Source organism: Fusicatenibacter faecihominis (genome assembly GCF_020686945.1).
Classification (GTDB): Bacteria; Bacillota; Clostridia; order Lachnospirales; family Lachnospiraceae; genus Limivivens; species Limivivens faecihominis.
On the sequence record NZ_JAJEPR010000025.1, the window covers coordinates 1 to 26,996 of the forward strand.

The following is a 26,996-nucleotide window of genomic DNA, read 5'->3' on the forward strand; positions in this document are numbered from 1 at the left end:
TCCGCTGATTTACTGCGTAAATCGCTGCTTTCTCATGTTTGGCGGGTCCCAAGTTCAAAAGCCTTATCATGCAAGCACGAACGGCTTTTTGAGCTTTTGACCCTGGCATCATACTATTACAGTGAAAATTAAGTATCTGCTATATTGACGCAGCAGATGAAAAGTCAGACAAGTCAATATGGCGGTTACTTAATATCCACTGTACTATATCACAATGAGACACTAAACATCCGTCATTTCACGCAGTTTTTGTATGACGTAAGCCCCCTATTTTCTAAAGCGGGCCCGCAGGGGGAGCTCGAGGGGGAGGCGGGCTCGCGACTTCGAGCCGCCCCCTCGAATAATAATGCTTTCCCTACGCTTTCCCAAAGCGTCAAAATTTGAAATAAAAGCATAATTTTTACATTTTCTCACATACTACCCATACATCATAAATTATGGAAAGTATGTAAGAAGCAGGAGGAATTTTTATATGAAAGCTACAGGAATCGTTCGGAGAATCGACGACCTCGGCCGGGTCGTCATCCCAAAGGAAATTCGCCGCACCCTCCGGATCAAGGAGGGCGATCCCCTCGAGATCTTCACGGATCGCGAGGGCGAAATCATCCTGAAAAAATACTCCCCCATCGGTGAACTCAGCGCCTTCGCCCGGGAATATGCGGAAGCTCTGGCGGCGACCAGCGGGCATAGCGTCTGCATCACCGACCGCGATCAGGTGGTGGCCGCCGCCGGAAATAACCGAAAAGAATACGCCGGGAAAGCTATCAGCCGTCAGCTGGAGAATCTCATCCAGAACCGGGAGCAGCTCCTGGTGAGCCAGAACCGCCAGAACTGCATTGCAGTGACCGTCGAAGAAAATGAAGGCGCCACCTCCGAGGCCATCAGTCCGATTTTAAGCGAGGGAGATGCCATCGGAGCCGTGATTCTCCTGAACAAAGATACCCGCAGCCGCATGGGAGAAGCAGAAAAAACACTGACCCGCTGTGCCGCCGGTTTTCTGGGACGGCAGATGGAACAATGAAAAAGCCAGGGATGAAATCTGTTTTGTGGATTTCATCCCTATCGTGCAAACACGAACGGCTTTTTGACCTTTTGACCCTGGCATCTTTTAAATAAATGTATAGTTGTATAAAGTCTGTTTTTGTGATAGGGTAGAATTAAAAAGTATGAAAAATGGAGGGTTTTCTATGAAAATATCTACAGAAATTGGTTCAGCCGCCCAGCTGGTAGGCGAGGAAAAAGCAGTAGAGTATGTTGCAAAGGCAGGGTTTGATGCCTGGGATTTTTCGATGTTCGATATGTGCGGATATGACTGGAGAAAAAAGGTCCTGGTGCCGTCAGATCATCCGTTGGCATCCGTCGATTATCTGAAGTTTGCCAGAAAATTAAAGCAGATTGGCCTGGACAACGGCATCGTATGCAACCAGTCCCATGCACCGTTTCCTTCCATTCCGCCCATGCGTCCGTTTTTGAAGCGTGCGATCGAATGTACGGCGGAGGCTGGCGGTAAAATCTGCATCATTCATCCGGACAATGATAAATCAGCCGAGGAGAACGCTGAGATGTATTTTGATTTGCTGCCCTTTGCGAAAGAGTGCGGCGTGAAGATCGCCACGGAGAACATGTGGAACTGGAATGAGAAAACGGAAGAGGCCTGCTTTGCAGCCTGTGCGACTTCAGAGAGCTTTTTGGAGCATCTGAACGCTGTGAATGACAGTTCTTTTGTGGCCTGCCTGGATATCGGCCACGCTGAGATGAGAGGAGTCGGTTCTGGCGCGGTCAATATGATCCGGGCGCTTGGCCCTCACCTGCAGGCTTTACATATTCACGATACGGATAAAATTCATGATTCTCACCAGATTCCGTTTTCTATGGCTATCGATTTCCAGTCGATTGTCGCTGCCTTAAAAGAGATCCATTATCAGGGCTATTTTACCCTGGAGGCCAGTTATTATCTGGAAAATTACCCGAAGGATGAAGTCTTAAAGGGTGTGAAAGAACTGGCCAAAAGCGCGAGAAAACTGGCGGAGATGTTTGAGCAGGAAGTATAGGAAGATACTTCGAAAAGATAGCTTTTGATTTTTTACCCCTGTGGTGCTATATTAAAAGTAAAGACATAATAGGAGGAAACCATCATGGAAGAAGTTGTAAAATTTTTAAAAGATGCGAACACTTATTATCTTGCAACTGTGGAGGGCGATCAGCCGAGAGTTCGTCCCTTCGGAACTGCCCACATTTTTGAGGGAAAACTCTATATTCAGACAGGAAAAGTGAAAGAAGTTTCCAAACAGCTCCATGCAAATCCGAAAGCAGAGATCTGTGCCTTCAAGGGCGGTGAGTGGATCCGGATTGCCGGAGAGCTTGTTGAGGATGACAGAAGAGAGGCCAGACAGTCCATGCTGGATGATTATCCGGGGTTAAAGAAAATGTATTCCGCCGATGATGGAAATACGGAAGTCTTCTATTTTAAAAATGCGACAGCAACAATTTCTGCTTTTAACCATGAACCGAAAGTGATTAAGTTTTAAATAAAAACTCTGCGACAGAAAAAAATCTGCTGCAGAGTTTTTTCACAGGACTTTTTAGCATTATAACCGTGAAGATTGGTTTCCGATGGGTATAAGGAGAAACGTGTATGAAGAAATGGATGAGTATCATTTGCCTGGGATTTGTTGTCACCGGAGTCATATTGGGGAGAAACGGACTGCAAAGTCAGGCGGCAGAGTTGAAACAGCCGGAGAAAATTGAGATAATGGCAGAGGAAAAGCTGGCTTCCAAAGATGGTTTCCGGGTAATAAACGGAAAAACCTACTATTACCGGAATGGAAAGAGGGTGAAAGGCTGGCTCCGGCTTTCAAATGGCGCAGGAAGATATTTTGATAGCAGGACCGGGGCCATGAAACTGGGATTTGCCAAAGTTGGCGGAAAATGGTATTATTTTGAGCCCCGGACGGGATGGTCACGAAGAGGAACCTGGACAGCGAAAAGCGGCAATGTCCGGTATTTTCGGAATACGACCAGAGATATGGTGACTGGCTGGGTCAGAAATATGAAGGGCGAGAGAAGATATTTTCAGCCATTCAGCGGCATCATGTGTAAAGGTTTAAAGAAGATCAGGGGAAAATGGTATTATTTCGATCCGGACAGGGGTGTGGCCTGTTCTGGCTGGATTACAGATGAGGCTGGAAACAGGAGATATTTTGATCCAAAGACCTTTGTTATGGCTGAAGGTGAGCAGACAATTGATGGAAAGACCTATACGTTTGATGAAAAAGGAGTAGGAACATTGAAACAGGATAAATGGAACCAGCTTTTGGAAACTTATGAAAATGACAGTTCAGTGAATCAGCTGATCTTTGTACAGTATCAGGGTGGAAGCAATGCACAGGTAATCCTTTATGAAAAACAAAATGGAAGCTGGAAAGAGGATTTTTCCTGTCAGGGATATGTTGGTGGCAATGGAATCGATAAAGTGAAGGAAGGAGACCGCAAAACGCCTACAGGCGTATTTGGTTTCACAAAAGCGTTCGGTATCAAAGACAATCCCGGAGCGAAGCTTCCTTATACGAAACTGAATCCCTATCTTTACTGGTGTGGGGATGAGCAGTGGTACAATACTCTGGTGGATGTCAGGGAGACTCCTCATGAATGTTCCGGTGAACATCTGATTTCATATGTTCCGCATTATAATTATGTGCTGGCAATTGATTACAATCCGGAATGTATTTTTGGAAAGGGATCTGCAATCTTTCTGCATTGTACGGGAAGTAATCCTTATACGGGCGGCTGTGTGGCAGTCAGTGAGAGCAATATGATCAGAATTATGCAGACGGTGGATAAAGGGGCTAAGATCTGTATTTATCCGCAATAAAAAGAATCTCTGAGAAAGAGATCAGATTTTCATTATTCAGAAGCAGAATGATTTTCAGCCAGAAGTGTAAGGACACTTTTGGCTGGAAATCTATTTGGCATTAAACAGGACCGGTTTTTCTTTCGGTGAAGTGTTTCCGGCATAAGGAAATGTAGCGCTCATTTGCGCCGAGTTCCACCTGCTCGCCGGAAGAAACCATATTGCCGTCGGCATCGATTCGGGCATTGCAGCGTGCGCCGCGGCCGCACCAGCAGACGGTTTTCAGTTCCTCAATCTTATCAGCCCAGGCCAGCAGCCACATGCTTCCTTCAAAAAGGTTCATCTGGAAATCGGTTCTAAGGCCGTAGCAGATCACCGGTATATCGAGATCATCCACGAGGCGGGTAAAAAATTTTACGTCTTCTTTTTTGCAGAACTGCGCTTCATCCACGATAATGCAGTCATATTTATTTAATTCATCCAGGGATTTTTCTACCAGATCTTCCACATAGATACAGGGTTGTTCAAGGCCGATGCGGCTGTGCATGACGCCAACCTCCCGCGTATCCAGTTTGGGCTTCGCCAGCAACACCTTTTTCCCACGTTCTTTGTAATTGTATGCGACCATCAGAGCGTTCGCTGTCTTGGAACTTCCCATAGCCCCATATCGAAAATATAATTTTGCCATTTTTCTGTCTCCTTTTCTTGGGATAGTATAACACATTTTTCAGATGAAGCCTATCAATCACACATTTTTCGGGATATAATATTGTAAAAAATATTGGAGAGGTAACAGATGATCAGGAAAATTTTTAAAGTTACTTTATTGCTGCTCCTCGTAGCAGTCTGTGGTGTGGGGTATCTGGGGTGGTCCAGAGTAAAAAACAGCCGCCTGGATCTTGATGATGTGGAACTGATGGCTGATCCGGAAGCGGCCCTGGAGGTGGATCCGGATATTTTGGACGAGATTGCCAGAAGAAAGACGGTGGGAGCAGAAGAGGCTGTACAGGTGCTGAATCAGGAGGAGACGGAAAATGAGTATTCCGGGCTCAGAATTGTAGATCCGAAGGATATCGTCTGGGAAAGTGACAGGCTTTCGGTGATTGAGAACAAGAATCTCATCAATTTCCTTCTGATCGATCAGGCGCAGAAAAAAGGTGCGAAAAGGCAGCCAGCAGATCTGATTCTGGTATGCAGTTTCAACCTGGAATCGAAAAAACTGACTCTGATTTCCATAGAAAAAGATCTCTATGTGCAGATTCCGGGTTATCAGGACAACAAGATCGGCGCGGCTTACCAGATCGGCGGCATGAAGCTCTTGGATCAGACCATTGAGAAAAATTTGGGCCTTTCCATCACCCACAATCTGGGCATGGATTTTGATACAATCCTGAGTTTTTTCCCGGAATTGAAAACAACGCCGCATGAGTCTGTAGAGGAGAAAATAGCGTGTATAAACGCAATTCTTCCGCTGCTGGAAAAGAAAACGCCGACAGAAGTTCTGGAGCTGGCAAACAAACTTCTTTCCGATGTGGTGATGGATCTGGGACCTCTTGACTTTCTGAAATATGTGAAGGAGCTTATGGCCTGCGATAAAAATAATATAAAAGAATGCTCTGTTCCGACGGAAGAGGCTTCGGAGAGAGTGCTTCTGACTATCGGAATGGAAGTACTGCTGCCTGATCTGGAGCAGAATCAGAAATATCTGCGGGAAATGATATACTTTTGATGAAAAGGAGCGGGAAGATTGATGGAGAATAACCTCACATTTACTGTTGAGAGGCTGAACCCTGGTACAATAGGTCAGGATCTTGCAGAGCGTAGATGGGGGAGCGAAGATCTGTATTTATGCAAAGTGAAACTGCTGAACCTGCAAATAAAATCTCATTGACTTTTGCATAAAAAATGATACAATATGGGCAGATTGTATACAAAGTACCAAACGATTTTTAGAGCTAAGGGGAACAAGTGATGAAGAAGATTCGGTTGAAAGCAATGGCAAAGATCAATCTCGGCCTGGATGTGGTGAGGAAGAGAGAGGATGGATATCATGAGGTGCGGATGATTATGCAGACGATCCGCATGTATGACCAGATCGAACTGGAACCCACGGAGGCGCCGGGGATTCGGGTGAGCACCAATTTGAATTATCTGCCGACCAATGAGGACAACCTGGTATACAAGGCTGCGAAGCTTCTGATGGATGAGTTTGATGTAAAGAAGGGCCTGAATATCGGGCTTCGGAAATTCATCCCGGTGGCAGCCGGAATGGCGGGCGGAAGCTCAGATGCGGCTGCTGTCATGGTGGGTGTGAACCGCCTCTTTCATCTGAATCTTTCCCAGAAGGAGCTGATGGAGCGGGGCGTGAAGATCGGCGCAGACGTTCCATACTGTATACTCAGAGGAACGGCTCTTGCAGAGGGGATCGGTGAGAAACTGACGCATCTGCCGCCGGCACCGGCTGGTTATGTGCTGATTGCGAAACCGGGAATCCATGTTTCCACGAAGTTTGTATACACGAATCTGAAGGCAAATGAGCTGGAGAGCCACCCGGATATTGACGGCCAGATTCAGGCGATTCGATCCGGTGATCTGAAAAAAGTGGCGGAGCTTTGTGGAAATGTGCTGGAGACCGTGACGATTCCGGCTTATCCGGTAATCGAGGAGATCAAGGATGTCATGAAAAAAGGCGGCGCTCTGAACGCCTGCATGAGCGGCAGCGGCCCGACCGTGTTTGGCCTTTTTGACGACAGAGAGAAGGCCAAAGCGGTCTATGAGAACCTTTACGGCGGAGAGCTGGCGAAGCAGGTGTATCTGACGACCTTTTTCAATAACCGGAAATCCGGAAGATAAGAGATTTGCGGCCGAATGCACAGACGATAAAAGAACGGAGGAGATACAACTATGGCGGACAAGCTTGAAATCCGTATGGATGAGTACCTGCCTTTGCGAGATGTGGTGTTCAACACCTTACGGCAGGCGATTTTAAAAGGGGAACTGAAACCGGGAGAGAGACTGATGGAGATTCAGCTGGCCAATAAGCTGGGCGTGAGCCGGACACCGGTCCGTGAGGCAATCCGGAAACTGGAGCTGGAGGGACTGGTACTGATGATCCCGAGAAAGGGAGCGGAGGTTGCCGAGATCACCCGTCAGGATATGGAGGATGTGCTGGAGGTCCGGACCGCTCTGGAGGAGCTGGCTGTGAAGGATGCCTGCGATCACATCACAGATGCCCAGCTTTCCGAGCTTAAGAAGGCTTCCAATGAGTTTAAAAAAGCGCTGCTGGAGGGCAAAGATCTCGTCACCTGTGCGGATGCGGACATGCATTTTCATGATGTGATCCTCAGCGCCACCAACAATCGGCGTCTCATTCAGATGCTGAACAATTTAAGCGAGCAGATGTATCGTTACCGCATGGAGTATCTCAAGGATGAGCGGACTCACAAGACCCTCATTGAGGAGCACGATGCAATCCGCCGGGCTCTGAAAAAGCATGATAAAGTCAAAGCCGGAGCTGCGATCCGTGTCCATATCGACAATCAAAAGCGCTCCATTCTGGAGAGCCTGACGGAGAAGGAAGAGGACGAAGAACTCTAAATAATGTATGATTTTCCCATAACTGGATAAAGTAAACATAAGAAGGATAGGTGGATAGCCTATCCTTTTTCATTTTGTTCAGGGAGGGAAACGATGGAACATTTATCAAAGGAGATTTCGGAAAATCAGCGAATTGTGGAGGAGCGGCTCCGGGGCTGTGACGATATACTGCTTCGGCCCATAATGCTGGGAAAAGACAGGGAAACTGCCTGTTTTCTGATTTACATTGAGACGGCTGTGAGCAATCTCATGCTGGAGGATTCGGTGATCGGAAGGTTTTTGAACGGGCTTCGCTCCATGGAGCAGGCAGAGCTTTACGAGACTCTGGAAAAAGATGGCATGGGACTTTCGGATACGGGAAAACTTTGGGATATGGAGGCGGCTTTTGCAGCCATGCTGGCGGGAAATGCCGTGCTTTTTGCGGACGGTCTGGATTTCGCACTGAAAATCGGAAGCAAAGGCTATCCGGGAAACGGCGTGCAGAAGGCGGAGTCGGAGAAGGTTCTCAGGGGCTCCAGAGAGGCTTTCTCGGAATCGGAAAAAACGAACACGGCTCTCATAAGAAAACGGATTCGGAATACCGGGCTGAAGGTAAAAGAGACGCCGCTGGGGGAGAGTTCTCATACGATGGCGGCTCTCCTTTATATGGAGGATCTGGTCTATCCGCCATTTTTAAAGGCTATTGAAAAAAAGATGGCCGGAATCCATCGGGACGGTGTGCTGGATTCCGGTGTGCTGGAGCAGCTGACGGCAGATGTCTGGTACTCGCCTTTTCCGCAGTATCAGGTGACGGAGCGGCCAGACCGGGCAGCCCAGGCTCTTCTGAATGGCAGAGTGGTGGTGGTGACGGATAATTCTCCGGAGGCCCTGATTCTGCCGACCACGCTGAATACGCTTTTTCAGACGAGCGACGACGCTTACCGGCATTTTGCAATCGTTTCATTTTTAAGGCTGATCCGGTATGCGGCGGCTTTTCTGGCGCTGGCTCTGCCGGGGCTTTATGTGGCGGTGACGACGCTTCATCCGGGAATCCTTCCGACGAACCTGATTCTGGCGCTGAAAAAAGCCAGGGAGGGAGTGCCCTTTCCCAGTGTGCTGGAAGTGCTGATTCTGGAGCTGGCCTTTGAGCTTCTGCGGGAGGCGGGGCTTCGGATGCCGGGGCCAGTGGGAAACACGATCGGAATTGTGGGCGGGCTGATTATCGGCCAGGCAGCCGTGAGCGCCAATCTGGTGAGTCCGATGGTGGTGGTCATTGTGGCACTGACGGCTCTGGGAGATTTTGCGATCCCTTCAGAGGAACTTTCCGAAGGCATTCGTCTGGTAAAATACGCCATGCTTTTTCTCTGTGCAGGCTTAGGGATTATGGGCTTTTTCCTGGGTCTGGTCTTTCTGCTGATTCATCTGGCGAATCTGAAAAGCTTCGGCGTTTCCTACCTGGCGCCCTATTCCGCCTGGGAGCTCAACCGGGGAGCGGACCGGAAAGACAGTCTGCTCCGCTTTCCATTGATTTTCCTTAAGCGGCGGCCGGTGTTTGCCAGAGCCGGCCGGCGGGTGCGGACCGGAAAGGGGGAGTGAGGGTGTTCTCAGAAAATGGAAAGATTTCGCCGCGACAGCTTCGCTGCCTTTTGACGCTGGATTTTTTCGGAAAAGGAGCCCTGCTTCTTCCGGCTCTTGCGGAAGGGCTGACCAGCCGGGAATTTATCAGCTGCCTGCTCATCGTTTTTCTGCTGGTGTTCGCCTACGGGAGACTGGTGGAGCGGATAGGAAGAGACTGCGGCGGGAACTTTAAAGCTTACGCGGAGCAGAAAATGGGAGAAAAAACAGTAAAAATTTTTCTCGTTTTCTTTTTTCTCTATGCCTTCTGGAATCTGGTGTATCTTCTGAATACCTTTGGAAGTGTAGGACAGGCTTTTATCCTGCCGGGGGAGAAAAAAGGAGTTCTTATGATTATGGTGCTGGCGGCTGGTGTCTGCATGGCCTATGGCGGCGCGGAAGTCCGGGCCAGGACGGCGGAAGTGCTCTATCCGCTGCTTTTTTTCCCGATTCTGCTTCTGATGCTGCTCAGTGCCTTTCATCAGCAGCCCGGGATCAGCGAGGCGGGTCTGGTGTTTGGTGAATATCAGGAGGCTTTGGGGCAGCTTTTGAAGATATTCAGTGTTTTTGGAGGGTTAAGCTTTTATGTGTTTCTGGCGCCTTATGTGAGCGGACAGGAAAAAGGACTGGCAAGGAAAGGGTTATGGAGGGCGGCGGCCGCTCTTGCAGCCCTGTTTCTTCTGGTGGCAGCTGCTTTTGGCGAGCGGGGAATGGCGCTTCTTCCCTGGCCTGCGGTGTCGTTTATGAGCAGCGCCAGGGTTCCGGGAGGCTTTCTGGAGCGCTGGGATGTGATTTTTGCGGGGCTTCTGGAGACGATGCTTCTGGTGAGTGCGGGAAGCTCGCTTTTTTACCTGGGACTGATTGGAAAGCTGCTTTTTCCAAAAGTGGGGAAAAAACTTCTCTGGGGCGGTCTGGCTGTGCTGGTGTTTCTCGTTGCTCTCTGGTGCGGGGAAAACGGAAAGGCGGCAAAGATTTATGTGATCTGGAACAGCTTTGTGGCGGTTCCGGTGAGCGTGGCGTTTCTGGTGATGGTACGGTGTATTGGGAGAAAAACAGAAAGGAAGGGTGCGGTTTCGTGTGGAAAAGAACAGAAAAGCGGACAGAGAAAATCAGGGGATTGAATGATAGAAGGCATCTGGGAGCAGCGGGGTTTGTCGCGTGCTGGATTCTGCTGACTCTCTCCGGCTGCTCCGCCCAGGAGCTGGAAGCCCGGGATTTTGTGTCGGTGCTGACGGTCCCGGATGGTGATACGGAAAGCCTGCTGGCAGAGCGCCAGAGAACGAGCACCTGTACGCTGGATTACAGCCATACCAAGGCGGTGATCCTTGATACAACTCTGACGCAGAATCCGGAGCAGCTGGACAACGTGCTGGAGACGCTGCTCTCCCGCCCGGAATTTGCCTGGAATCTCCTGGTTTTTACGGGGGACGAGGAGACACTCCGGAGAGCGGATGAAAAGAAAGAAAAACTGGGCCTGGAGCTGGCAGCCTATTATAAGAACCATACGGCAGGGGAGGAGAGTGGTGAACTGGTACCTGTAACGCTTCTGGACCTCTGGAACTGGCGGACCGGAAGCGGAGAGGAGTTAAGCTTACCTGTATTGAGCTGGCAGGAAGATAACCTGATTCCGGAGGGTGTTCTGATAATAAAATCCCCTTGCTCATTCCCAAAAAGAGATTTACAATAGATCATAACAGTTTACTAAAGAAAGGGAGTGGGTTATGAAACGAATGAAAAAATTTTTGAGTTTGCTGTGTGCCGGCCTGGTGCTTTGCGGAAGCTTTGGAGGACTGGGAGTGCAGGCCTCAGAACCGGCTGAGAGCTCCGAAAATATAACGCAGGTCCGTTACCGGCCGGGCTATATCCGGACGCTGTACCCGACGAAATATCACGATCCGGTGAAGTTGCCGGTCCTTTATGACCAGGAGAAGGATACGGTTCTGGTAAATCCAGAGGCCTTTTTTGGAATCTTTCCGAATTATTCTTATACCTTTGATCAGGAGGATCGGTCCGGGGAAATCTGGCTCTATAACCGGAGGATGGCTTTCCATGCGGGCTCGGATGTCACAGCTTATAAGATCAGCGGCTGCGAGGGCTTTTTTTCGATGTCCACGGAGGCGGTTCTCTGGAAGAAACAGCTCTGGGTTCCGGCAAAGGACCTGCTCTATTATCTGGGTTGCCAGGTTCTTCCGCTTTCGATAACGTTGGAGGAGACCTATAAGCCGAAGGAAGATCTTCTGGTGGTGGGTGATCCGGCGTATACGCTCCTGGACGCGCTGGCGGATCTTTTTAAGGAGAACAACGGCCAGAACTGGATGTTCAGTTTTGCGAAGGATTTCGGTTTCACGAGTATGGATCAGTTTAAGCTGGCGGCTTCGGCGGTGGTGGCGGACAGCCTGTACGGTACGGTGACACTGGATCTGGACACGATTCTGAGCTGGGGAACACAGCCCTTTACGGATTTTTACAATAATATCGTAAAACTTTCCAACACCTTTTTCGATACGGAGTGGAAGGAGACGGGCTCCTGGTATGATGGAAAATTTATGCGGAAGTTTCTGACAGCCATGCAGCAGCCGATGGAGGAACAGAGCGATTCTATCGCAGAGCTTTCCGATAACCTGGCAGGCTCCATTCTTCCGATTATCTCGGTTTATGCGGATGATGTGAAGGAACATCTGGTCAACAGTCCGGAACAGCTGGCGGAGCTTATCAACAACTGGACCTGGGATGGCAAATATTTCAATGTTTTCAAGGATTCTATCGAGGAATTTGAGAAAACGAATGAGAGTTATAAAAAGCTTTCCGATACTCTCTCAGATGGTTCAGAGACGCTGGGCACCATGACTACAGCCGCCTATTTTATCCTCTCCGGATTTGAGATTCTGGACCAGACGAAAAATATGGATCAACAGATGATGGAAGCCATGGACCGTTACATATCGGCTTCCAAAGAACATTCTCTGATGCCGGAGACCGCCAGATCGGCTTTGGATACACAATACGCGCTCCTGAAGAGTCAGATAGCATTCAGTATGTCAGAGGTGACGTCCAATGCATACAATAAACTGATCCCGGATTTTGCACTGGATGCGCTGGGAACGGGCTACTCTCTGGTACCGACGATGACAAAGATGCTTTGGAGCGTTTTTGAGGAAAATCAGAGTTTTCTGCCGAAGGTGGAGGAACCGGAGGCCATGCAGTTTGCTACTTATGGCATGTATTATGAGAGCGATGCCTGGAATGAACTGGTCTGGAGCTACCAGGGAATCGCCCTCCAGGATGGACTGGATGGCTATGAAGCGCTGAAAGAGTGCGGTTATCTGGCAGCCAATTATTTGAAAGCCTGTGCCCTCATGCAGGAGGCGGGGCTCAAATCCATGGAGAGCTCCGATTTCGCGAACTCCGAGGCTTATCAGGCGACGGAGGAGAAGTTGAAAAAGACCACAGCTCTGCTCACACAGCTGCTGACGCAGCTTAGGAGGGCGGAGGATACGAAAACGCTGGACAAGATCCCCAGGAGCTACGGTCTCCTTCCCAATACGGTGGCAAACAGCGATTCCAATTATTCTTATGACATGCTGCTCTATCCGTCGCTTATGGAAGTGGACAAAATCTACCAGTATTCCAAGCGGCCGCTGGCGGCTCCGGAGGTAACGCTTCTTCCGCTGGTGAATTTCACGGATTACTATGAATTTATCCATGAGAAACTGCTTCCGGAATATGGATATGCAAACATCGGGGAAAATTCGATTTTCCTGGAGTATCAGAACGGTTATCAGAATGAAAACTGGGATCGGAGAGATGGAATCCTGGATGCGGCGATTAAAGATCTGAACGGAGACGAGGTGGAGGATCTTCTGGTATTCCGCTTCGGTCACTGGGATGGAGATCCGATGGAGGGCGATGCCCTGGGAAATCAGGAAGGACGCAGGATCATTCTGGAAGGAGAAAACAGGCTGATTGCGGAACTCTATTCGATGGATGAAAACGGAGAAATTTTCCTGGCGGGAAGACAGGCCTTAGGCAGCTATTCCGGCCTTACGGGAGAGTGGCTCGCAGCAGGAATCACGGAAATCGACGGAACGACCTATCTGTATACAGAGAGCTATTCGAATGCTCTGTTTGCAAATGGTTTTTATCTGGGCTATGATTTTTACGAGTATACAAAAGACGGAGCCTTCCGGCCCTGCATGAGTGTGTGCAAGAGCGACGGCGGAAGCAGCGGCATCGCTTACTCCGTTCTCCAGAGAGAAGGAGAGGAAAAATGGCGGAAAACGGTGCTCCAGGGAGACGGAGAGTTCCGGATGTATACAGAAGATAAGATCTTTTTCAATGAGGATATCTCGGTGAGAATTGCCCTCGATTATGGATTTTCTGTCCTGGGCTTCCCGTCTACGCTGAATGATATGGAGCTTTACAGTGAATATCCTACCTATATGGAAAATGAGGAACTGATCGAACCGCTGTTTCACCTTCTCTGTCAGGGAGACAATGGAAACGGCGGCTGGAGTATCCATACCGAAGTGAAAGAGCAGTCGGATTTCCGCTGGGTTATGAAAATGCTTTTTGGAGATGAGAATGATGCGCCGGACACCGTTCCGGGCAGGCCGTTTCCGAATACAACGACAACATCATAAGGCATAAAAAATCCCCGGCAGGAAGCGAATCGCACTTCCTGCCGGGGAATCGTTTTTTATTTACTCAATCGGTACGAAGTCCGCCACGCCGTGTTTGCAGAGCGGGCAGATGAAATCATCCGGGAGTACATCGCCTTCGTAGATGTAGCCGCATACGGTGCAGACAAAGCCTTTTTTGCCTTCAGTCTGGGGCTTCGGCTTTACATTTTCCTGGTAGTAGGTGTAGGTCATCGTGTCTTTCTTGTTGATGACTCTGGCCTCGGCAACGGAGCAGATGAACATGCCGTGGGTGCCGAGATCCACATACTGCTCGACTTTCAGGGACATGAAAGCGTTGATGTATTTCGGAAGGATCACCAGTCCGTTCTCAGAACGCGGAGTCTCCCAGCCGGCGAATTTGTCTGCCTGACGGCCGCTCTGGAAGCCGAAGTTCTCGAATACCTGGAAGGGAGCTTCCACGGAGAGGCAGTTGACGTTCATGACACCGGTCTGCTTGATGACATGGTGGGAATAGTTTTCCTTGTTGATGTTGACAGCCACGCGATTCGGCTGATCGGTGAGCTGGATCACGGTGTTGACGATGAGACCGTTGTCCTTCTTGCCGTCGTTGGAGGTAACGACATAGAGGCCGTAGCCGATGCGGAAGAGCGCCGTGGGATCTACTTTTTTCTCCACCTCACCGGAGCGGGCGATATACTCTTCGCAGAGCTCGTTTGCCATTGCTTCCAGCTCGTCTTTGTTCTCAGCGCTTAAGGAGGAGAGAATCCGGACGGTGGTGTCCAGCCAGGTGATCTTTTTGCTCTTCTCGAACATACCCTTCATAATCTTGGCAGCCAGAGGAGCCCAGCTTCCGTTCTCAATGAGACCGATCGTACGGTTCTGGTAGTTACGCTCGGTGAGATGCTCGATAAAGGTACGCATGAAGGGATAGATCTCTGCGTTGTAGGTGGTGGTAGCCAGAATCAGCTTGCCATAGCGGAAAGCGTCGGCAACAGCCTGGGACATATCGCATCTGGCGAGATCATAGACAACAACTTTCGGACATCCCTTGTCACGGAGCTTCTCCGCCAGGAGCTCAACGGCTTTTTTGGTATTTCCGTAAACGGAGGTGTAGGCGATCATGACGCCCTCTTCCTCAACGGAGTAGGAAGACCAGATATCGTATTTCTCAATGTAATGGCCCAGATTTTCTTTCAGAACGGGACCGTGCAGGGAGCAGATGGTCTGGATATCGAGAGTAGCGGCAACTTTCAGGAGCTTCTGAACCTGCATGCCGTATTTTCCAACGATACCGATGAAATAGCGGCGGGCTTCGTCATCCCAGGGTTCGTCAACGTCCAGGGCTCCGAATTTACCGAAACCGTCGGCTGCGAAGAGGACTTTGTCGGTGCTGTCGTAAGTCACCATAACCTCGGGCCAGTGTACCATGGGAGCGAAAACGAAGGTCAGCGTGTGCTTTCCAAGAGAAAGGGTGCCGCCGTTCTGTACCTCCAGTTTTCTGCCTTCGAGGGGCATATCGCGGAAGAAGTTCTCCATCATGCCGAAGGTCTTGGCATTAGCCACGATCGTGGTGTCCGGATAAACCTTCATGAAGTTGTGGATGTTTGCGGAATGGTCCGGCTCCATGTGCTGAACGATGAGGTAATCGGGTTTCGCTCCATTCAGAACGGTAGCGATGTTGTCCAGCCACTCATGGGTGAAATTGGCATCTACGGTGTCCATAACGGCGATCTTTTCATCCTTGATCACATAGGAGTTGTAAGCCATGCCGTTGGGAACCACATACTGTCCCTCAAATAGGTCTACCTTGTGATCGTTGACGCCTACATAAAGAATATCATCGGTTATTTTCATGATGGAACCTCTCTTCTTAAAATAATTTTCATAACAGTAACTATTATTATCTTCAATGACTTTATTATATCACAAGACGCAAGAAAGTCAATAATAAATGGGAAAAAATTTCCAATAAGGGCGCCCATTGCCACTTTTGGCAGAAACTGTTATAATAGTTTCCAGATACAGGGCGTTTATGCCCTTTGGGAGGAAAATAGAAGTGAAGAAAAGTAAATATGAAATCGACATGTGCAGCGGATCGATCATGGACAAACTGATCTCGTTTTCTCTGCCTTTGATGCTGTCCGGAATCCTGCAGCTGATGTTCAATGCGGTGGATATCATCGTGGTGGGACGGTTTTCGGGGAGCGAGGCGCTGGCGGCTGTCGGGTCCACGACGGCCCTCATCAGCATGTTTACAAACCTGTTCATCGGTGTATCGCTGGGAACCAGCGTGCTGACGGCAAGGTTTTATGCGGCGGGGCGGGATCAGGAAGTCTCGGAGACCGTTCATACTTCGATCATGCTGGCATTATTAAGCGGAATTCTCATGGTCTTCGTGGGGCTCTTTTTTTCCAGGGGAGCTTTGGAGCTTATGGATACGCCGGATGATGTCATCGATCTTTCCACTTTATATATGAAGATTTACTTCGTGGGCATGCCGTTTTTCATGCTCTATAACTACGGAGCCGCGGTGCTCCGGGCAGTAGGAGATACGAAAAGGCCGTTGTTTTTCCTGATTATTTCCGGTGTGCTGAATGCCGGGCTGAATCTGTTTCTGGTAGTCGTTTTCCATATGGGCGTGGCCGGTGTCGGTATCGCCACGGTGATTTCCCAGATGGTCTCCTGCGTGCTGGTGCTGATCTGTCTTTACCGGGCGGAGAGCAGCTATCAGCTTCGTCTCTCGAAGCTTACGATGAAGGGCGTTTATTTAAAGCAGATCTTTCAGGTCGGGGTTCCGGCGGGAATCCAGAGTACGGTCATCAATTTTTCCAATGTGCTGCTCCAGTCCTCGGTAAACTCCTTCGGCTCCATCGCTATGGCGGGTTACACGGCGGCCAACAACCTGCTGGGCTTTCTCTATGCGTCGGTGAACTCCATCACCCAGGCCTGCATGAGCTTCACGAGCCAGAATTACGGCGTGGGAAAATGGAAGCGGATGGATCGGGTGCTTATCGACTGCATGATCCTGACGACGGGCGTGGCGCTGGTGATCGGCGGCGCGTTCTATGGCTTTGGCCCGGAGATTCTGAAAATTTATACGGATAACGAGGAAGTCGTGCGAAGCGGTATGGAGATTCTGTCCTTTACGACGCTGACCTATTTCCTCTGCGGCCTCATGGATCTCTTCCCGGGAGCGCTCCGGGGCATGGGTCATTCCGCCGTGCCCATGATACTCTCCGTGCTGGGAACCGTGGGAACCCGGGTGGTCTGGATCTTCCTGATCTTCCCTCAGCATCGGTCCCTGGATATCCTGTTTATTTCCTATCCGGTATCCTGGCTTTTAACGATCCTGATGCAGGTGATCTGTTTTGGGTTTGTGAGAAAAAAAGTACACGAAGGCCTCCAAAGCAAAGGGGCTGCAGCCTGAAAAATGTTTGGTTTTCCCAAGAGAAGGTGACAAAATTCCGGTGCTGGCTGTGGATGAAAATATCATGTTGCCGCACCTTTTGGACGGCCACCCGAAGGATCAGGAGCGGCTTGACAAGGCGGTGGCGGAGATGGGCCTCATGGACCGGCGCGATAACCTTCCGAGTCAGCTTTCCGGCGGTCAGCAGCAGCGGGTCTGGCATTGGTCTTTCCATGGCGTGTCAGCTTTTTCTACAGCAGAACAGGACCATCGAGGCGGGGAAGGGCACGACCTTCCGGATTCGTTTTTACAACGGAGTCTCGCTGTGAGTTTTCCGGTACTCTTTCGGGGTGCAGTGCATGTATTTTCGGAACATGCGGTTGAAATAGCTGATATTGCTGTAGCCGCAGCCGGTGGCGATGGAGCTTACGGGCTCGGAGCCGGAGAGAAGCTGGTCGCAGGCCGCGCCGATGCGGTAGTAATTGATGTATTCGATAAGGGTCATGTGGACCTGGGATTTGAAAAAACGGCAGAACTGCCCTTCGCTCATGTGAAAGGCGGCGGAAAGTCCTTCGAGCGTCAGAATGGAGCTATAATGCTCCTGAATGAACCGGAGGATTTTTTTCGTGAGGAGGATTTTTGAGTCATCTTTGGGATAAACCGAGAAGGCTTGTGTCGCGGGATAGCGGCAGAGATAGTGCCAGATCCGGAGAAGTTCCGCCTTGATGAGGAGCTCATGGGAGGAAAAATCCTCCTGGTAAAGGGAGCGGATGGCCTCTAAACTCTGGCGGAGCGGTTCTGTCCCTGGGCTTTTCGGGTGAAAGACCGTCTGAAAAAGTAACTCGCCGGAGGTTTGCCGGTGGATGTATTTCTGCTGGATGTCGTCGTTTCCGTAGCTGCTGATGAGATCCAGACCGAAGACCACGGCGTAGAAGGTCAGGGGAACGCCGGGAGGGGCAGAGATGGAGTGGACTTCGCCGGAATTGAAAAACAGGATATCGCCGGCAGAAATCGGGAGTGCCCGGCCGTTGACGTGGGCAGTTCCGTTTCCTTCCGTGAGAAAAAGCAGCTCATATTCTTCGTGCCAGTGGGAAGTCACGCGCTCCGAGCGGGAAGGGTCTGAGGCAAATTCGTGGACCATGAGATGAAAGCGCATGTCGCCGTGGAGGACGGTTTCGTGGATTGTGCTGATGTCCGGTGTTTTCATGGAAGCCTCCTTAATTATTCAGGTCGTTCAAAGCAACAGGCCACAGGTCTACGCGCTGCTTCGGTCGGTGCTAAACGAGTCCCACTGGGACTCAGCACCCCGCACATTGCATGTGCTCTCGCTGCATTCGTAGCTTTTGTCTGAGGCTGATGGGCGTTCCGCCCATCCCAAAATGAAAATCCATCCTATTGCAAACAAATTTGCATAGTCTGATTTTTCATTTTGCTGATGCTCTGAACTATTATGTCAAATCTGTGTTAGAAATAGTGAAAAAACGTCAAGTATTTTCATTCTGGGATTAGTATAATACAACTATCAGGAAAATGAAAGTGTTCCGGAAGGCTTTCCGGAGGAAAAGGAGGACACTATGCAGTTTTGTGGAGAAAATGGCATTCTGACTGCCCGTCTGGGCGGTGAGATACTGCGTATTGAGCCCTGGGGAAAAGATTCCCTCCGTGTGCGGGCAACGAGATTTTCAAAATTTACCGATCAGGACTGGGCGCTTATAGAGACACCGGAAAAATGTCAGGCAGTCGTTGAGATCGGCGAGGAGGACCACTGGGTTGGTGACGGCACCATCGATAAAAAAGAGATTGCGTCCATCACTAATGGCCGCATCAAGGCAGTGGTAAACTTCCGCGGAATCATCACCTATTATCGTGACGGCAAGCAGTTCCTTCGCGAGTATTTCCGTTTTTACGATGGAACCCTCTGTAAAGAGAGCCGCTGCCTGAAGGTTGTAAACCGTGAGTGGAAGGGTGTCATCGGCGGCAGCGAGTATCAGCTGAATGTAAAATTCGAGAGCAACGATGGCGAGAAGATCTTCGGAATGGGACAGTATCAGCAGCCCTACATGGATCTCAAGGGCTGTGTGCTGGAGCTGGCCCAGAGAAACTCCCAGATTTCCGTTCCCTTTGCCGTATCGAGCCTTGGTTATGGTATACTCTGGAACAACCCGGCCATCGGCGAGGCCACCTTCGGAAAGAACTATACCGAGTGGACCGCCCGTTCCACGAAACAGATGGACTACTGGCTGACCGTTGCGGACGGACCGAAGCAGATCGTGGAAAATTATACGGCCGTTACCGGACGCGCACCGATGTTCCCGGAGGACCGGATGGGCCTGTGGCAGTGTAAGCTCCGTTACCGCACCCAGGAGGAAGTGCTCTCCGTGGCAAGACAGTACCAGAAGGAAGGTATCAAGATTGATCAGATCGTCATCGATTTCTTCCACTGGACCGTGCAGGGCGACTGGAAATTCGACAAGACCTACTGGCCGGACCCCAAGGCTATGGTGGACGAGCTTCATTCCATGGGAATCAAAGTCATCGTTTCCGTATGGCCTTCCGTGGACCGCAGAAGTGAGAATTTCCAGCCCATGATGGACAGAGGCCTTCTGATCCGCACCGAGCGCGGCGCTGACCAGACCTACGATTATCAGGGCGACTGCGTGGAGATCGACGTTTTCAATCCCGAGACCCGGAAATATGTCTGGGAGGTCTGCAAGAAGAACTACTACGATCTTGGCATCGACGCTTTCTGGCTGGATAACTCCGAACCGGATTACGGCGTTTACGATTTTGACAATTACCGCTATGCAGAAGGACCGGCTCTCTCCTGCAGCAACATTTACCCGCAGCTCTACAGCCGTGTCTTCTATGATGAGATGAAAAACTTAGGCGACGGAACTGTCGTAAACCTGCTTCGCTGCGCCTGGGCCGGAAGCCAGAAATACGGAAATGTGGTCTGGTCCGGCGATGTGCCCAGCACCTTTGAGGCTTTCTACGATCAGCTTCAGGCAGGCCTGAACATGGGCCTTGCGGGAATCCCATGGTGGACCACCGATATCGGCGGCTTCATGACCGACGATGTGAACGATCCGGATTTCCAGCAGCTTCTGATTCGCTGGTATGAGTTTGCCGTTTACTCCGCAGTTCTTCGTATGCACGGCGATAGAGGCCCCTACAACATTCCGGCCCTGGATGACCGCGACTGGGGCGGCGGATACCTCCACACCGGCCAGCCCAACGAGCTCTGGAGCTACGGCGAGGAGAATTACCGGATCATGAAGAAATATTATGACATCCGGATCTCCATGCACGATTACATCCGTGATCTTTATAAGGAAGCTTCCGAGAACGGTTCTCCGCTGATCCGTACGATGTTCTACGAGTTCCCGGAGGATAAGAAGTGCTGGGAGCTTCAGGATCAGTACATGTTTGGAAACGAGTATCTGGTAGCGCCGATCTTCCATCTGAATCAGTTTGAGAGAGAGGTTTACCTTCCCGAGGGAAGCCGCTGGACCGATACCAGAGACGGAAAGGTTTATGAGGGCGGTCAGACGATTCTCGCTGACGCTCCGCTGGATTCCATGCCGGTATTTAAGAAAACGAAATAAGGAATGATTTTTTAAGCGTTCCGCAGGGCTGTGAAAATGGCTTTGTGGAACGCTTTTTTGCTCCTTATTGATAAGAAATGACAAATAAGAACCGTTTACGCCCTTTTCCATCCATGTTAAGCATAATGGTTGTGTAAAACTAACCATTAGCATATATATAAGGTGGTGAGCGCGGAGACGATGGAGACCGCCAGATTCCTGCTGGATGAGGCTGCGATGAGCTTCAGGGCTATTATTATTACCGGCCCATGCCGGAAGAGAGCTTCGAAGAAGTGCTGAAAGAGAGCTGAGGCTTGTCTTGCATGGTGGCCGGAAGTATGGTATGATGGACTACAGTAACGCGATACAGTGTATAAGGAAGGAGCGGATGAATATGTATATTACCTGTTTGGATGTAGAGGGAGTGCTGGTACCGGAGATCTGGGTCGCTTTTGCGGAGGCCAGCGGGATTCCGGAGCTGAAGAAAACCACCCGGGAAGAGCCGGATTATGACAAACTGATGAAATGGCGGCTGGATATTCTGAAAGAACATGGTCTTGGACTGAAGGAGATTCAGAAAACCATCGAGACTATCGATCCTCTGCCGGGAGCAAAGGAGTTCCTGGATGAGCTTCGAACCTTTTCACAGGTGATCCTTATCAGTGATACTTTTACGGAGTTTGCCGCTCCGCTGATGAAGAAGCTGGGCTGGCCGACGCTGTTCTGTAATTCTCTTGAAGTGGCGGAAAATGGCGAGATCACCGGTCACAAAATGCGGGTGCAGCAGTCCAAGCTCACGACGGTGAAGGCTCTGCAGTCCATCGGCTTTGAGACCATTGCCAGCGGAGACTCCTATAACGATCTTGGCATGATCCGGGCCAGCAAAGCCGGTTTCCTTTTCCGTAGCACCGATAAGATCAAGGCGGAAAATCCAGATATTCCGGCCTATGAGACCTACGGGGAACTTCTGGATGCGATTAAAAAAGCAATGAAAGACTGAGCGGGTGGGCATGCTTCCGCCGGTACGGCGCACAGCGGGAGGCATGCGGGATTATGGAGAAAAGGACTGCAGCTGGACGACCAGATCCGGTGTTATGAGAATGCGATGGAAAGGTACAGCCTATGATCACACTAAATGATTACTTATATTCGGGAGATACGATCTTTCGGATTCTGCAGAATTATATGGACGATCTTCGGAAAGAAGCCAAGAAGAACCGCAATGAGATCGATATGATCCACTGTAATTTTCTCCTGCAGATCCGGGAGCTTCTGGCTCATAATGATTTCCTGACGGCCCAGTCCCAGCAGATCCGGGAGTTTTATAAATATATGGCCAGGGAGTATCCTTTCCTTGCCTTCACGTTTCGGGGGCGGATCAAATCCCTGATCCGGGCGGAGGAAAAATTCAACAGCTATATCGTAGAAGATATTTACAATTATTATGAGAAAAACGGAAGTTATCCGCCGATAGCCGAGCTGAAACAGCGCCTGGGCTGCTTTCGGGATCTTATCGCCTATCGGATTGTGATTTCCATGCCGAAATGTCATTATGAGGATGAGGCGGAGCGGGAAGCAGCGGAGATCCACTGTCTTTATGATATTGCCAATATTCTGCCGGGCTTTCTGGAGGAGAGGGGCTTTACCGCGGAGCCGGCCAACGGCGTGCAGGAGAGCACCTCTCACCTGATGGACGAGACCATCCGTCCCTATTACCGGGATTACATATCGAACCACGGTCCTTATGAATATCAGTCCCTTCACATCACCTTCTATGACAACAGCTCCAGAAGCTACATGGAAGTCCAGCTTCGGACGAAGGCCATGGACGATGTGGCGGAGATCGGTCCGGCCAACCACCTGGGCTACGAGAAACGCCAGGAAAATGAGATGAGCCGCCGGGAACTCATTCCCGTGGGCGAAAACCGTTACTTTGATGAAGCTTACGAGAGGGGCATGCGTCTCCTCAACCTGGAACTTTCCAAGCTGGACGTCAACATGTTCTCCGCAGAGAACAACAGCCTCATCAACGATGGCTGCGGCCTTTACCGGGGGCGATTGATTCTGCCTTATGAGCATTTGTCGCGGTTCCAGAATGATTTGATTGATTAAATAAGAACTGCCCTGCGGGGCAGTTTTTTTATGAAGATATGGACTTCCGCGAAATCGCCTAAGGCGGTGGAATACTCCATGACCTACGGCCTCATCGTCTGCGTGGAAAGCCTGGGAATTTTCCTTGAGAGCATTTTTGCGAAGGTGCATCAGGCAGGCGGAAACATGCGGATTCCCATGGCGGCGTGGGTTTTATTCTCTATCGACGCTGGGTGAAAAAGCCTCTGCCTGCAAAAATCGAACAATAACAAAAACGCTGTAAAACAGACGGAAAATCTGTCTTACAGCGTTTTCTTTAATCCTGAATTTCGTAAGCGTACAGCTCGTGAAGCGCACGGGTAGCGGCGATGTATCTCGCCTGGCGGACCAGAGGCCGCTGGTCTTTCGACGGGAAAATGGAGAATACCTGGTCAAACTCCAGGCCTTTCGCCAGATAGAAGGTGGTGACGGTGAGACCTTTTCGGAACGTGGTGCTGTCCCGGTGAAGAAGGGAGAGGGCATTTTTTACATCGAAACCTCTGGCGGAGAGTTTTTCACGGAGAATCTCGTAAGCCTGCTCGGCCTCCGCGGCGGTGCGTAGAATAACAGCGGCGGTCTCGAAAGCGGGAGCGTTGTCGGCGGATTGTTCATCCGGACAGGCAGAATTTTCAGAAGCTGGCACATCCTCATCCGAAGTCGCAGCTACCAGCTCCGGATCGAGACGAAGTTCCTGTACAACTGCATCCAGGGCCTGATCCAGAGAAGCAAAATTCTGTTCCGTCACCGGTTTTCCATGCCGGTCGAAGAGCTCCACATCATCCACGCCGGTGAGGGCATTGGCATAGGAGGAAATCTCCACGGTGTTCCGGTAGCTCTTGTTCATGACGATGCGGCGAATATCCTTCCCGAAAATCTTTGGTAGAAACGTAAGGGAGTCCTGCTTTTCATCGGCCATGGTCTGGGCCCGGTCGCCTAGAATCGTCATGCGGCAGGAGAACATCTGCTTTAGGATCAGATACTGGAGGCGGGAATAATCCTGCATCTCATCCACCACCAGATGTTTGATATCCTGGCGGCCCTGGCGCTTCTGAAGCCGGTATTTGAGATAAAGGATGGGATAAACGTCCTCGTAGGCAAGCTTCCGTTCTTCGGGCGGAAGGTCTGGCAGCAGGGGCAGCCCTTCCTCCTCCAGAAAACGGTTGTACAGCACATAGAAATCCCGCGTGTCGTACATCTGACGGAAACGTTCGATCAGCTCCTGTTTTTCCTCCTCTGGAAGGTCTTTGTTTTTCAGGGTCTCGACCTCATCGATAAAAGTATCTGCCACAGCATCCATGCGGGAGAGCAGGGGGATCTCGCCGAATTTATTATAGAAGAGATCCAGCATCTCCGTCTCGGTCATGGTGACATTTTTGTATTCCACAGGGGTGAAATCCATGAGTTCATCCTCCAGCCGGAGCAGGAAGCCTTCCATATGGGTGATGAAGCGCTGGGACTGTTTTTCCAGAGCCACAGGATCCTCCGTCTCGGATAAAAGATTCCGCTCGATCTGGTCGCAGCGGTCTTCGCAGTCGGCGGCGGTTCCCTTGAGCTGGCGGTAGGCGAAGAGATCGAAGCTCATTTCCTGAATGTTTTCCTCACCCAGTTCCGGCAGAATGTGGGAAATATAGTCGGAAAAAACGCCGTTTGGGGATAAGATCAGGATATTGGAAGATTTCAGGTGCTTCCGGTCATGGTAAAGGAGGTAGGCGATCCGATGGAGGGCCACGGAAGTTTTGCCGCTTCCGGCAGCACCCTGAATCACGAGAATCTTATCGCTGGTGTTGCGGATGATGGCATTCTGCTCCTTCTGAATTGTTCGGATGATATTTTTCAGCTGGACTTCGCCGTGGCTTCCAAGCTCGGCCTTCAGGATCTCATCGTCGATCTTGGTGTCGCTCTCGAAGGCGTAGATCATTTTTCCGCGGCGGATCTTGTACTGCCATTTGGCCGTGATCTCACCGGAAAGCTCGCCCATGGGAGCCTGGTAGGAAGCGGGCCCCTTGTCATAGTCGTAAAAAAGGCCGCTCACCGGGGAGCGCCAGTCATAGATCAGAGGAAGGGCGCCGGTTTTCTCGGCAAAGTTTCCGATACCGATATAGAAAATTTCCGGTTCCTCGTCACCCTCATAGCAGAAATCCACCCGCCCGAAGAAGGGAGAATCCAGCATTTTCCGGAAACGGTGCTTCAGAATCAGCTGTTCCTGGTTTGCGTTGATCTGATGGAGAAGGGCCTGCTGGTTGTCAAAATTTTCATAGCCGTACTCATCCATCTCGGTGTAGTTCTGCCAGTAGTATTCGTGCATGTCATCAATTTCCTTCTGGCCTTCCAGCAGGGATTCGTTGATGGAGAGGATGCGCTGCCGGATTTTTTCCAGAACTGCGTCCAGATAGGCCTGGCCGTCTCTGTTATCTATCATAAAAACCTCCAGATTGTCGTAATAAAAGGATAACGGCCCAGAAATGATTTCTGAACCGTTATCAGTATAACAAAGATTGCCTGCCTTCACAAGGTAGTTTCTTTTTCGTTTTGCTTGAAGATCCTGCGGGCGTAGGAGAGGAGCCGGGAGCGATCTTTTTCATCCAGTTTGAGATAAATGGTCATCAGCTCTTTTTCCTCCGGCGGAAGCTTCTCAAGAAAAGAAGAACCGGTGAAAAACTGGGGAACTGTGATGCCAAGTCCTCCGCAGATAGCGGACAGGGTGCGGTAAGTAGGAGTCGTGCCCTTCTGAAACATGTTCCGGACGGAACTTTCCTGCAGCTGGGAGCGTTTGGCCAGCTCATACTGGGTGATTCCGCGCTCTTTGCAGAGCCGTGCCACTTCGTTGGCAATTTCTGATTTTCGTATCTCCATGCGGAATCTTCCTGCCTTCCCGGATATTACAAATCCATTGACTGCCATAAGTATATCCGGGAGCGCTACTTTTCATAAGTAGGAAGAAAAAATGGTAGATACTGCTAAAAAGAGAATGAAGCCTTACTCCTTTCGTTTTCCGCGTTCGTTGTAATCATCGAGGAAGCAGTAGGCCTCGTTGTCTTTGTGATAACCGATGATCGTCCGGAGATTGACGTTCTGTACGCTGTTGAAAATGTTGGACTCGATGAAGGGGCTGGTCTCGCGGAAATGAGCGATGAGCTCTTTCATCTCGTCACGCTTGGAGCCGCGGCCGCCTCCGCAGGTCGCACAGTTCTCGGTGAAACGGCAGGCGCACTGGATGAAATGAAGATCGTTGGAATCTCTCCAGGCCTTGATGTCGGCTTCTTTCACAAGATAGAGGGGGCGGATCAGCTCCATGCCCTCAAAGTGCTGGCTGTGCAGCTTGGGCATCATGGTTTCAATCTTGGCACCGTAGAGCATGCCCATGAGGATGGTCTCGATGACATCGTCAAAATGGTGGCCCAGGGCAATCTTGTTGCAGCCGAGTTCTTTGGCGTGGGAGTAGAGATAGCCGCGGCGCATTCTCGCGCAGAGATAGCAGGGATTCTTGTCGATGCCGGCTACGACATCGAAGATCTCGGTCTCAAAAACGGTCAGCGGAATGCCTAAAATCCGGGCATTGTTCTGGATGATTTTCCAGTTGTCAGCGTTGTAGCCCGGGTTCATCACGAGAAAGACGAGCTCAAAGGAAACAGGGCCATGCTTCTGGATCTCCTGCATGAGCTTGGCGAGAAGCATGGAATCTTTGCCGCCGGAGATACAGACGGCGATCCGGTCTCCGTCCTGGATCAGCTGGTAGTCCCGGATGGCTTTGGTGAAAGGCCGCCAGATGGATTTGCGGAATTTTTTGATAAGGGACCGTTCAATTTCTTTTGTACGCTCAGTCACAGAAGCTTCTGAAACCATGCGCTCCAGGGAAAGGCGGAGCCAGGAGCGGTAGCCGCCATCAATATTGGAAGCGTTGTAGCCGTCCTCGTTCAGGATTTTGACGGCTTCCTTGCTCTGCTCTCCGGTGTGGCAGAGAATATAGACCGGTTTGTTTGCCGGAAGGTCTTTTTCCAGTGTTTCGATGGAACCCGGCTCAAAAAAGCCTTCCTCCGCGCTGTCCTCGTCCAGATTTTTTTTTATGGGAATATTGATGGCTCCCGGAAAAGAACCCCGGCGGAAATCCTCCTCTGAACGGATATCCAGGATGGTGATATTGGAAGGATCCAGATTTTCCAGTTCTTCCACGCTGATTGTATGCATAAATTCCTCCG

The 26,996-nt window shown here is 50.4% G+C and carries 22 protein-coding genes; 16 read left to right on the top strand and 6 right to left on the bottom strand.

Annotated features, from left to right (window positions below; translation table 11 throughout):
• The first annotated feature begins 472 nt into the window (after positions 1-472).
• From spoVT to LKD71_RS12840, 4 genes are all read left to right on the top strand, one after another.
• Complete coding sequence (spoVT, locus tag LKD71_RS12825; protein WP_227615711.1) at positions 473-1,021, top strand: stage V sporulation protein T; 549 nt, start codon at positions 473-475, stop codon at positions 1,019-1,021.
• 166 nt (positions 1,022-1,187) lie between these two features.
• Positions 1,188-2,051 carry a sugar phosphate isomerase/epimerase family protein gene (locus LKD71_RS12830; RefSeq protein ID WP_227615712.1) on the top strand — a complete coding sequence of 288 codons (864 nt, stop codon included), beginning with the start codon at positions 1,188-1,190 and terminating at the stop codon, positions 2,049-2,051.
• Positions 2,052-2,135: 84 nt separating this feature from the next.
• Positions 2,136-2,528: a pyridoxamine 5'-phosphate oxidase family protein gene (locus LKD71_RS12835; RefSeq protein WP_227615713.1), complete on the top strand. Its 393-nt coding sequence runs from the start codon at positions 2,136-2,138 to the stop codon at positions 2,526-2,528.
• A gap of 107 nt (positions 2,529-2,635) precedes the next feature.
• A complete protein-coding gene (locus LKD71_RS12840; RefSeq protein WP_227615714.1) occupies positions 2,636-3,871 on the top strand; it encodes a L,D-transpeptidase family protein in 1,236 nt (411 codons plus the stop codon).
• A gap of 100 nt (positions 3,872-3,971) precedes the next feature.
• Here the strand turns inward: LKD71_RS12840 and LKD71_RS12845 are convergent, their stop codons facing one another.
• Positions 3,972-4,538 carry a thymidine kinase gene (locus tag LKD71_RS12845; RefSeq protein WP_178045290.1) on the bottom strand — a complete coding sequence of 189 codons (567 nt, stop codon included), beginning with the start codon at positions 4,536-4,538 and terminating at the stop codon, positions 3,972-3,974.
• A gap of 108 nt (positions 4,539-4,646) precedes the next feature.
• Between LKD71_RS12845 and LKD71_RS12850 the strand changes: the two genes are divergently transcribed.
• The 7 genes from LKD71_RS12850 to LKD71_RS12880 all read left to right on the top strand — a co-directional run bounded on the left by LKD71_RS12850 (position 4,647) and on the right by LKD71_RS12880 (position 13,680).
• Positions 4,647-5,579, top strand: coding sequence for an LCP family protein (locus tag LKD71_RS12850; protein ID WP_227615715.1), 933 nt, complete (start codon positions 4,647-4,649; stop codon positions 5,577-5,579).
• A gap of 242 nt (positions 5,580-5,821) precedes the next feature.
• Entirely contained in the window at positions 5,822-6,703 is an 882-nt protein-coding gene (ispE, locus tag LKD71_RS12855) for a 4-(cytidine 5'-diphospho)-2-C-methyl-D-erythritol kinase (protein WP_227615717.1), read from the top strand.
• Between the two features lie 51 nt (positions 6,704-6,754).
• Complete coding sequence (locus LKD71_RS12860) at positions 6,755-7,447, top strand: GntR family transcriptional regulator (RefSeq protein WP_178045287.1); 693 nt, start codon at positions 6,755-6,757, stop codon at positions 7,445-7,447.
• Positions 7,448-7,540: 93 nt separating this feature from the next.
• Positions 7,541-9,022 carry a spore germination protein gene (locus LKD71_RS12865; protein WP_227615719.1) on the top strand — a complete coding sequence of 494 codons (1,482 nt, stop codon included), beginning with the start codon at positions 7,541-7,543 and terminating at the stop codon, positions 9,020-9,022.
• Positions 9,023-9,024: 2 nt separating this feature from the next.
• The gene (locus LKD71_RS12870) at positions 9,025-10,161 is read left to right on the top strand and encodes a GerAB/ArcD/ProY family transporter (RefSeq protein ID WP_227615723.1); all 1,137 of its coding nucleotides are present in this window, start codon (positions 9,025-9,027) and stop codon (positions 10,159-10,161) included.
• Positions 10,158-10,727 carry a Ger(x)C family spore germination protein gene (locus tag LKD71_RS12875; protein WP_227615725.1) on the top strand — a complete coding sequence of 190 codons (570 nt, stop codon included), beginning with the start codon at positions 10,158-10,160 and terminating at the stop codon, positions 10,725-10,727. Before LKD71_RS12870 ends, LKD71_RS12875 begins: the two co-directional genes overlap by 4 nt.
• A 34-nt stretch (positions 10,728-10,761) precedes the next feature.
• Complete coding sequence (locus LKD71_RS12880) at positions 10,762-13,680, top strand: hypothetical protein (protein WP_227615727.1); 2,919 nt, start codon at positions 10,762-10,764, stop codon at positions 13,678-13,680.
• Between the two features lie 60 nt (positions 13,681-13,740).
• On the opposite strand, the gene LKD71_RS12885 is transcribed toward LKD71_RS12880, so the two are convergent.
• Positions 13,741-15,534: a flavin reductase gene (locus LKD71_RS12885; RefSeq protein ID WP_227615730.1), complete on the bottom strand. Its 1,794-nt coding sequence runs from the start codon at positions 15,532-15,534 to the stop codon at positions 13,741-13,743.
• A gap of 178 nt (positions 15,535-15,712) precedes the next feature.
• Here LKD71_RS12885 and LKD71_RS12890 point away from each other — a divergent pair, with 178 nt between their 5' ends.
• The gene (locus LKD71_RS12890; protein WP_227615732.1) at positions 15,713-17,107 is read left to right on the top strand and encodes an MATE family efflux transporter; all 1,395 of its coding nucleotides are present in this window, start codon (positions 15,713-15,715) and stop codon (positions 17,105-17,107) included.
• Positions 17,108-17,393: 286 nt separating this feature from the next.
• Here the strand turns inward: LKD71_RS12890 and LKD71_RS12895 are convergent, their stop codons facing one another.
• Complete coding sequence (locus LKD71_RS12895; protein ID WP_227615734.1) at positions 17,394-18,293, bottom strand: AraC family transcriptional regulator; 900 nt, start codon at positions 18,291-18,293, stop codon at positions 17,394-17,396.
• 367 nt (positions 18,294-18,660) lie between these two features.
• On the opposite strand from LKD71_RS12895, the gene LKD71_RS12900 reads away from it, so the two are divergent.
• The 4 genes from LKD71_RS12900 (at position 18,661) to LKD71_RS12915 (ending at position 22,998) form a co-directional block, all read left to right on the top strand.
• Positions 18,661-20,691 carry a glycoside hydrolase family 31 protein gene (locus LKD71_RS12900; protein WP_227615735.1) on the top strand — a complete coding sequence of 677 codons (2,031 nt, stop codon included), beginning with the start codon at positions 18,661-18,663 and terminating at the stop codon, positions 20,689-20,691.
• A 373-nt stretch (positions 20,692-21,064) separates the two neighbouring features.
• On the top strand, positions 21,065-21,670 hold the full coding sequence (gene thrH / locus LKD71_RS12905; protein ID WP_178046223.1) for a bifunctional phosphoserine phosphatase/homoserine phosphotransferase ThrH: 606 nt from the start codon (positions 21,065-21,067) through the stop codon (positions 21,668-21,670).
• A 122-nt stretch (positions 21,671-21,792) separates the two neighbouring features.
• The gene (locus tag LKD71_RS12910) at positions 21,793-22,782 is read left to right on the top strand and encodes a nucleotidyltransferase family protein (RefSeq protein ID WP_227615737.1); all 990 of its coding nucleotides are present in this window, start codon (positions 21,793-21,795) and stop codon (positions 22,780-22,782) included.
• Positions 22,783-22,812: 30 nt separating this feature from the next.
• The gene (locus LKD71_RS12915; protein WP_178046226.1) at positions 22,813-22,998 is read left to right on the top strand and encodes a hypothetical protein; all 186 of its coding nucleotides are present in this window, start codon (positions 22,813-22,815) and stop codon (positions 22,996-22,998) included.
• 79 nt (positions 22,999-23,077) lie between these two features.
• On the opposite strand, the gene LKD71_RS12920 is transcribed toward LKD71_RS12915, so the two are convergent.
• From LKD71_RS12920 to LKD71_RS12930, 3 genes are all read right to left on the bottom strand, one after another.
• Positions 23,078-25,219, bottom strand: a complete 2,142-nt coding sequence (locus LKD71_RS12920) for a HelD family protein (protein WP_227615742.1) — start codon at positions 25,217-25,219, stop codon at positions 23,078-23,080.
• Between the two features lie 86 nt (positions 25,220-25,305).
• A complete protein-coding gene (locus LKD71_RS12925) occupies positions 25,306-25,653 on the bottom strand; it encodes a helix-turn-helix domain-containing protein (protein WP_178046228.1) in 348 nt (115 codons plus the stop codon).
• A gap of 123 nt (positions 25,654-25,776) precedes the next feature.
• Entirely contained in the window at positions 25,777-26,985 is a 1,209-nt protein-coding gene (locus LKD71_RS12930; RefSeq protein ID WP_227615744.1) for an ATP-binding protein, read from the bottom strand.
• Positions 26,986-26,996: the final 11 nt, after the last annotated feature.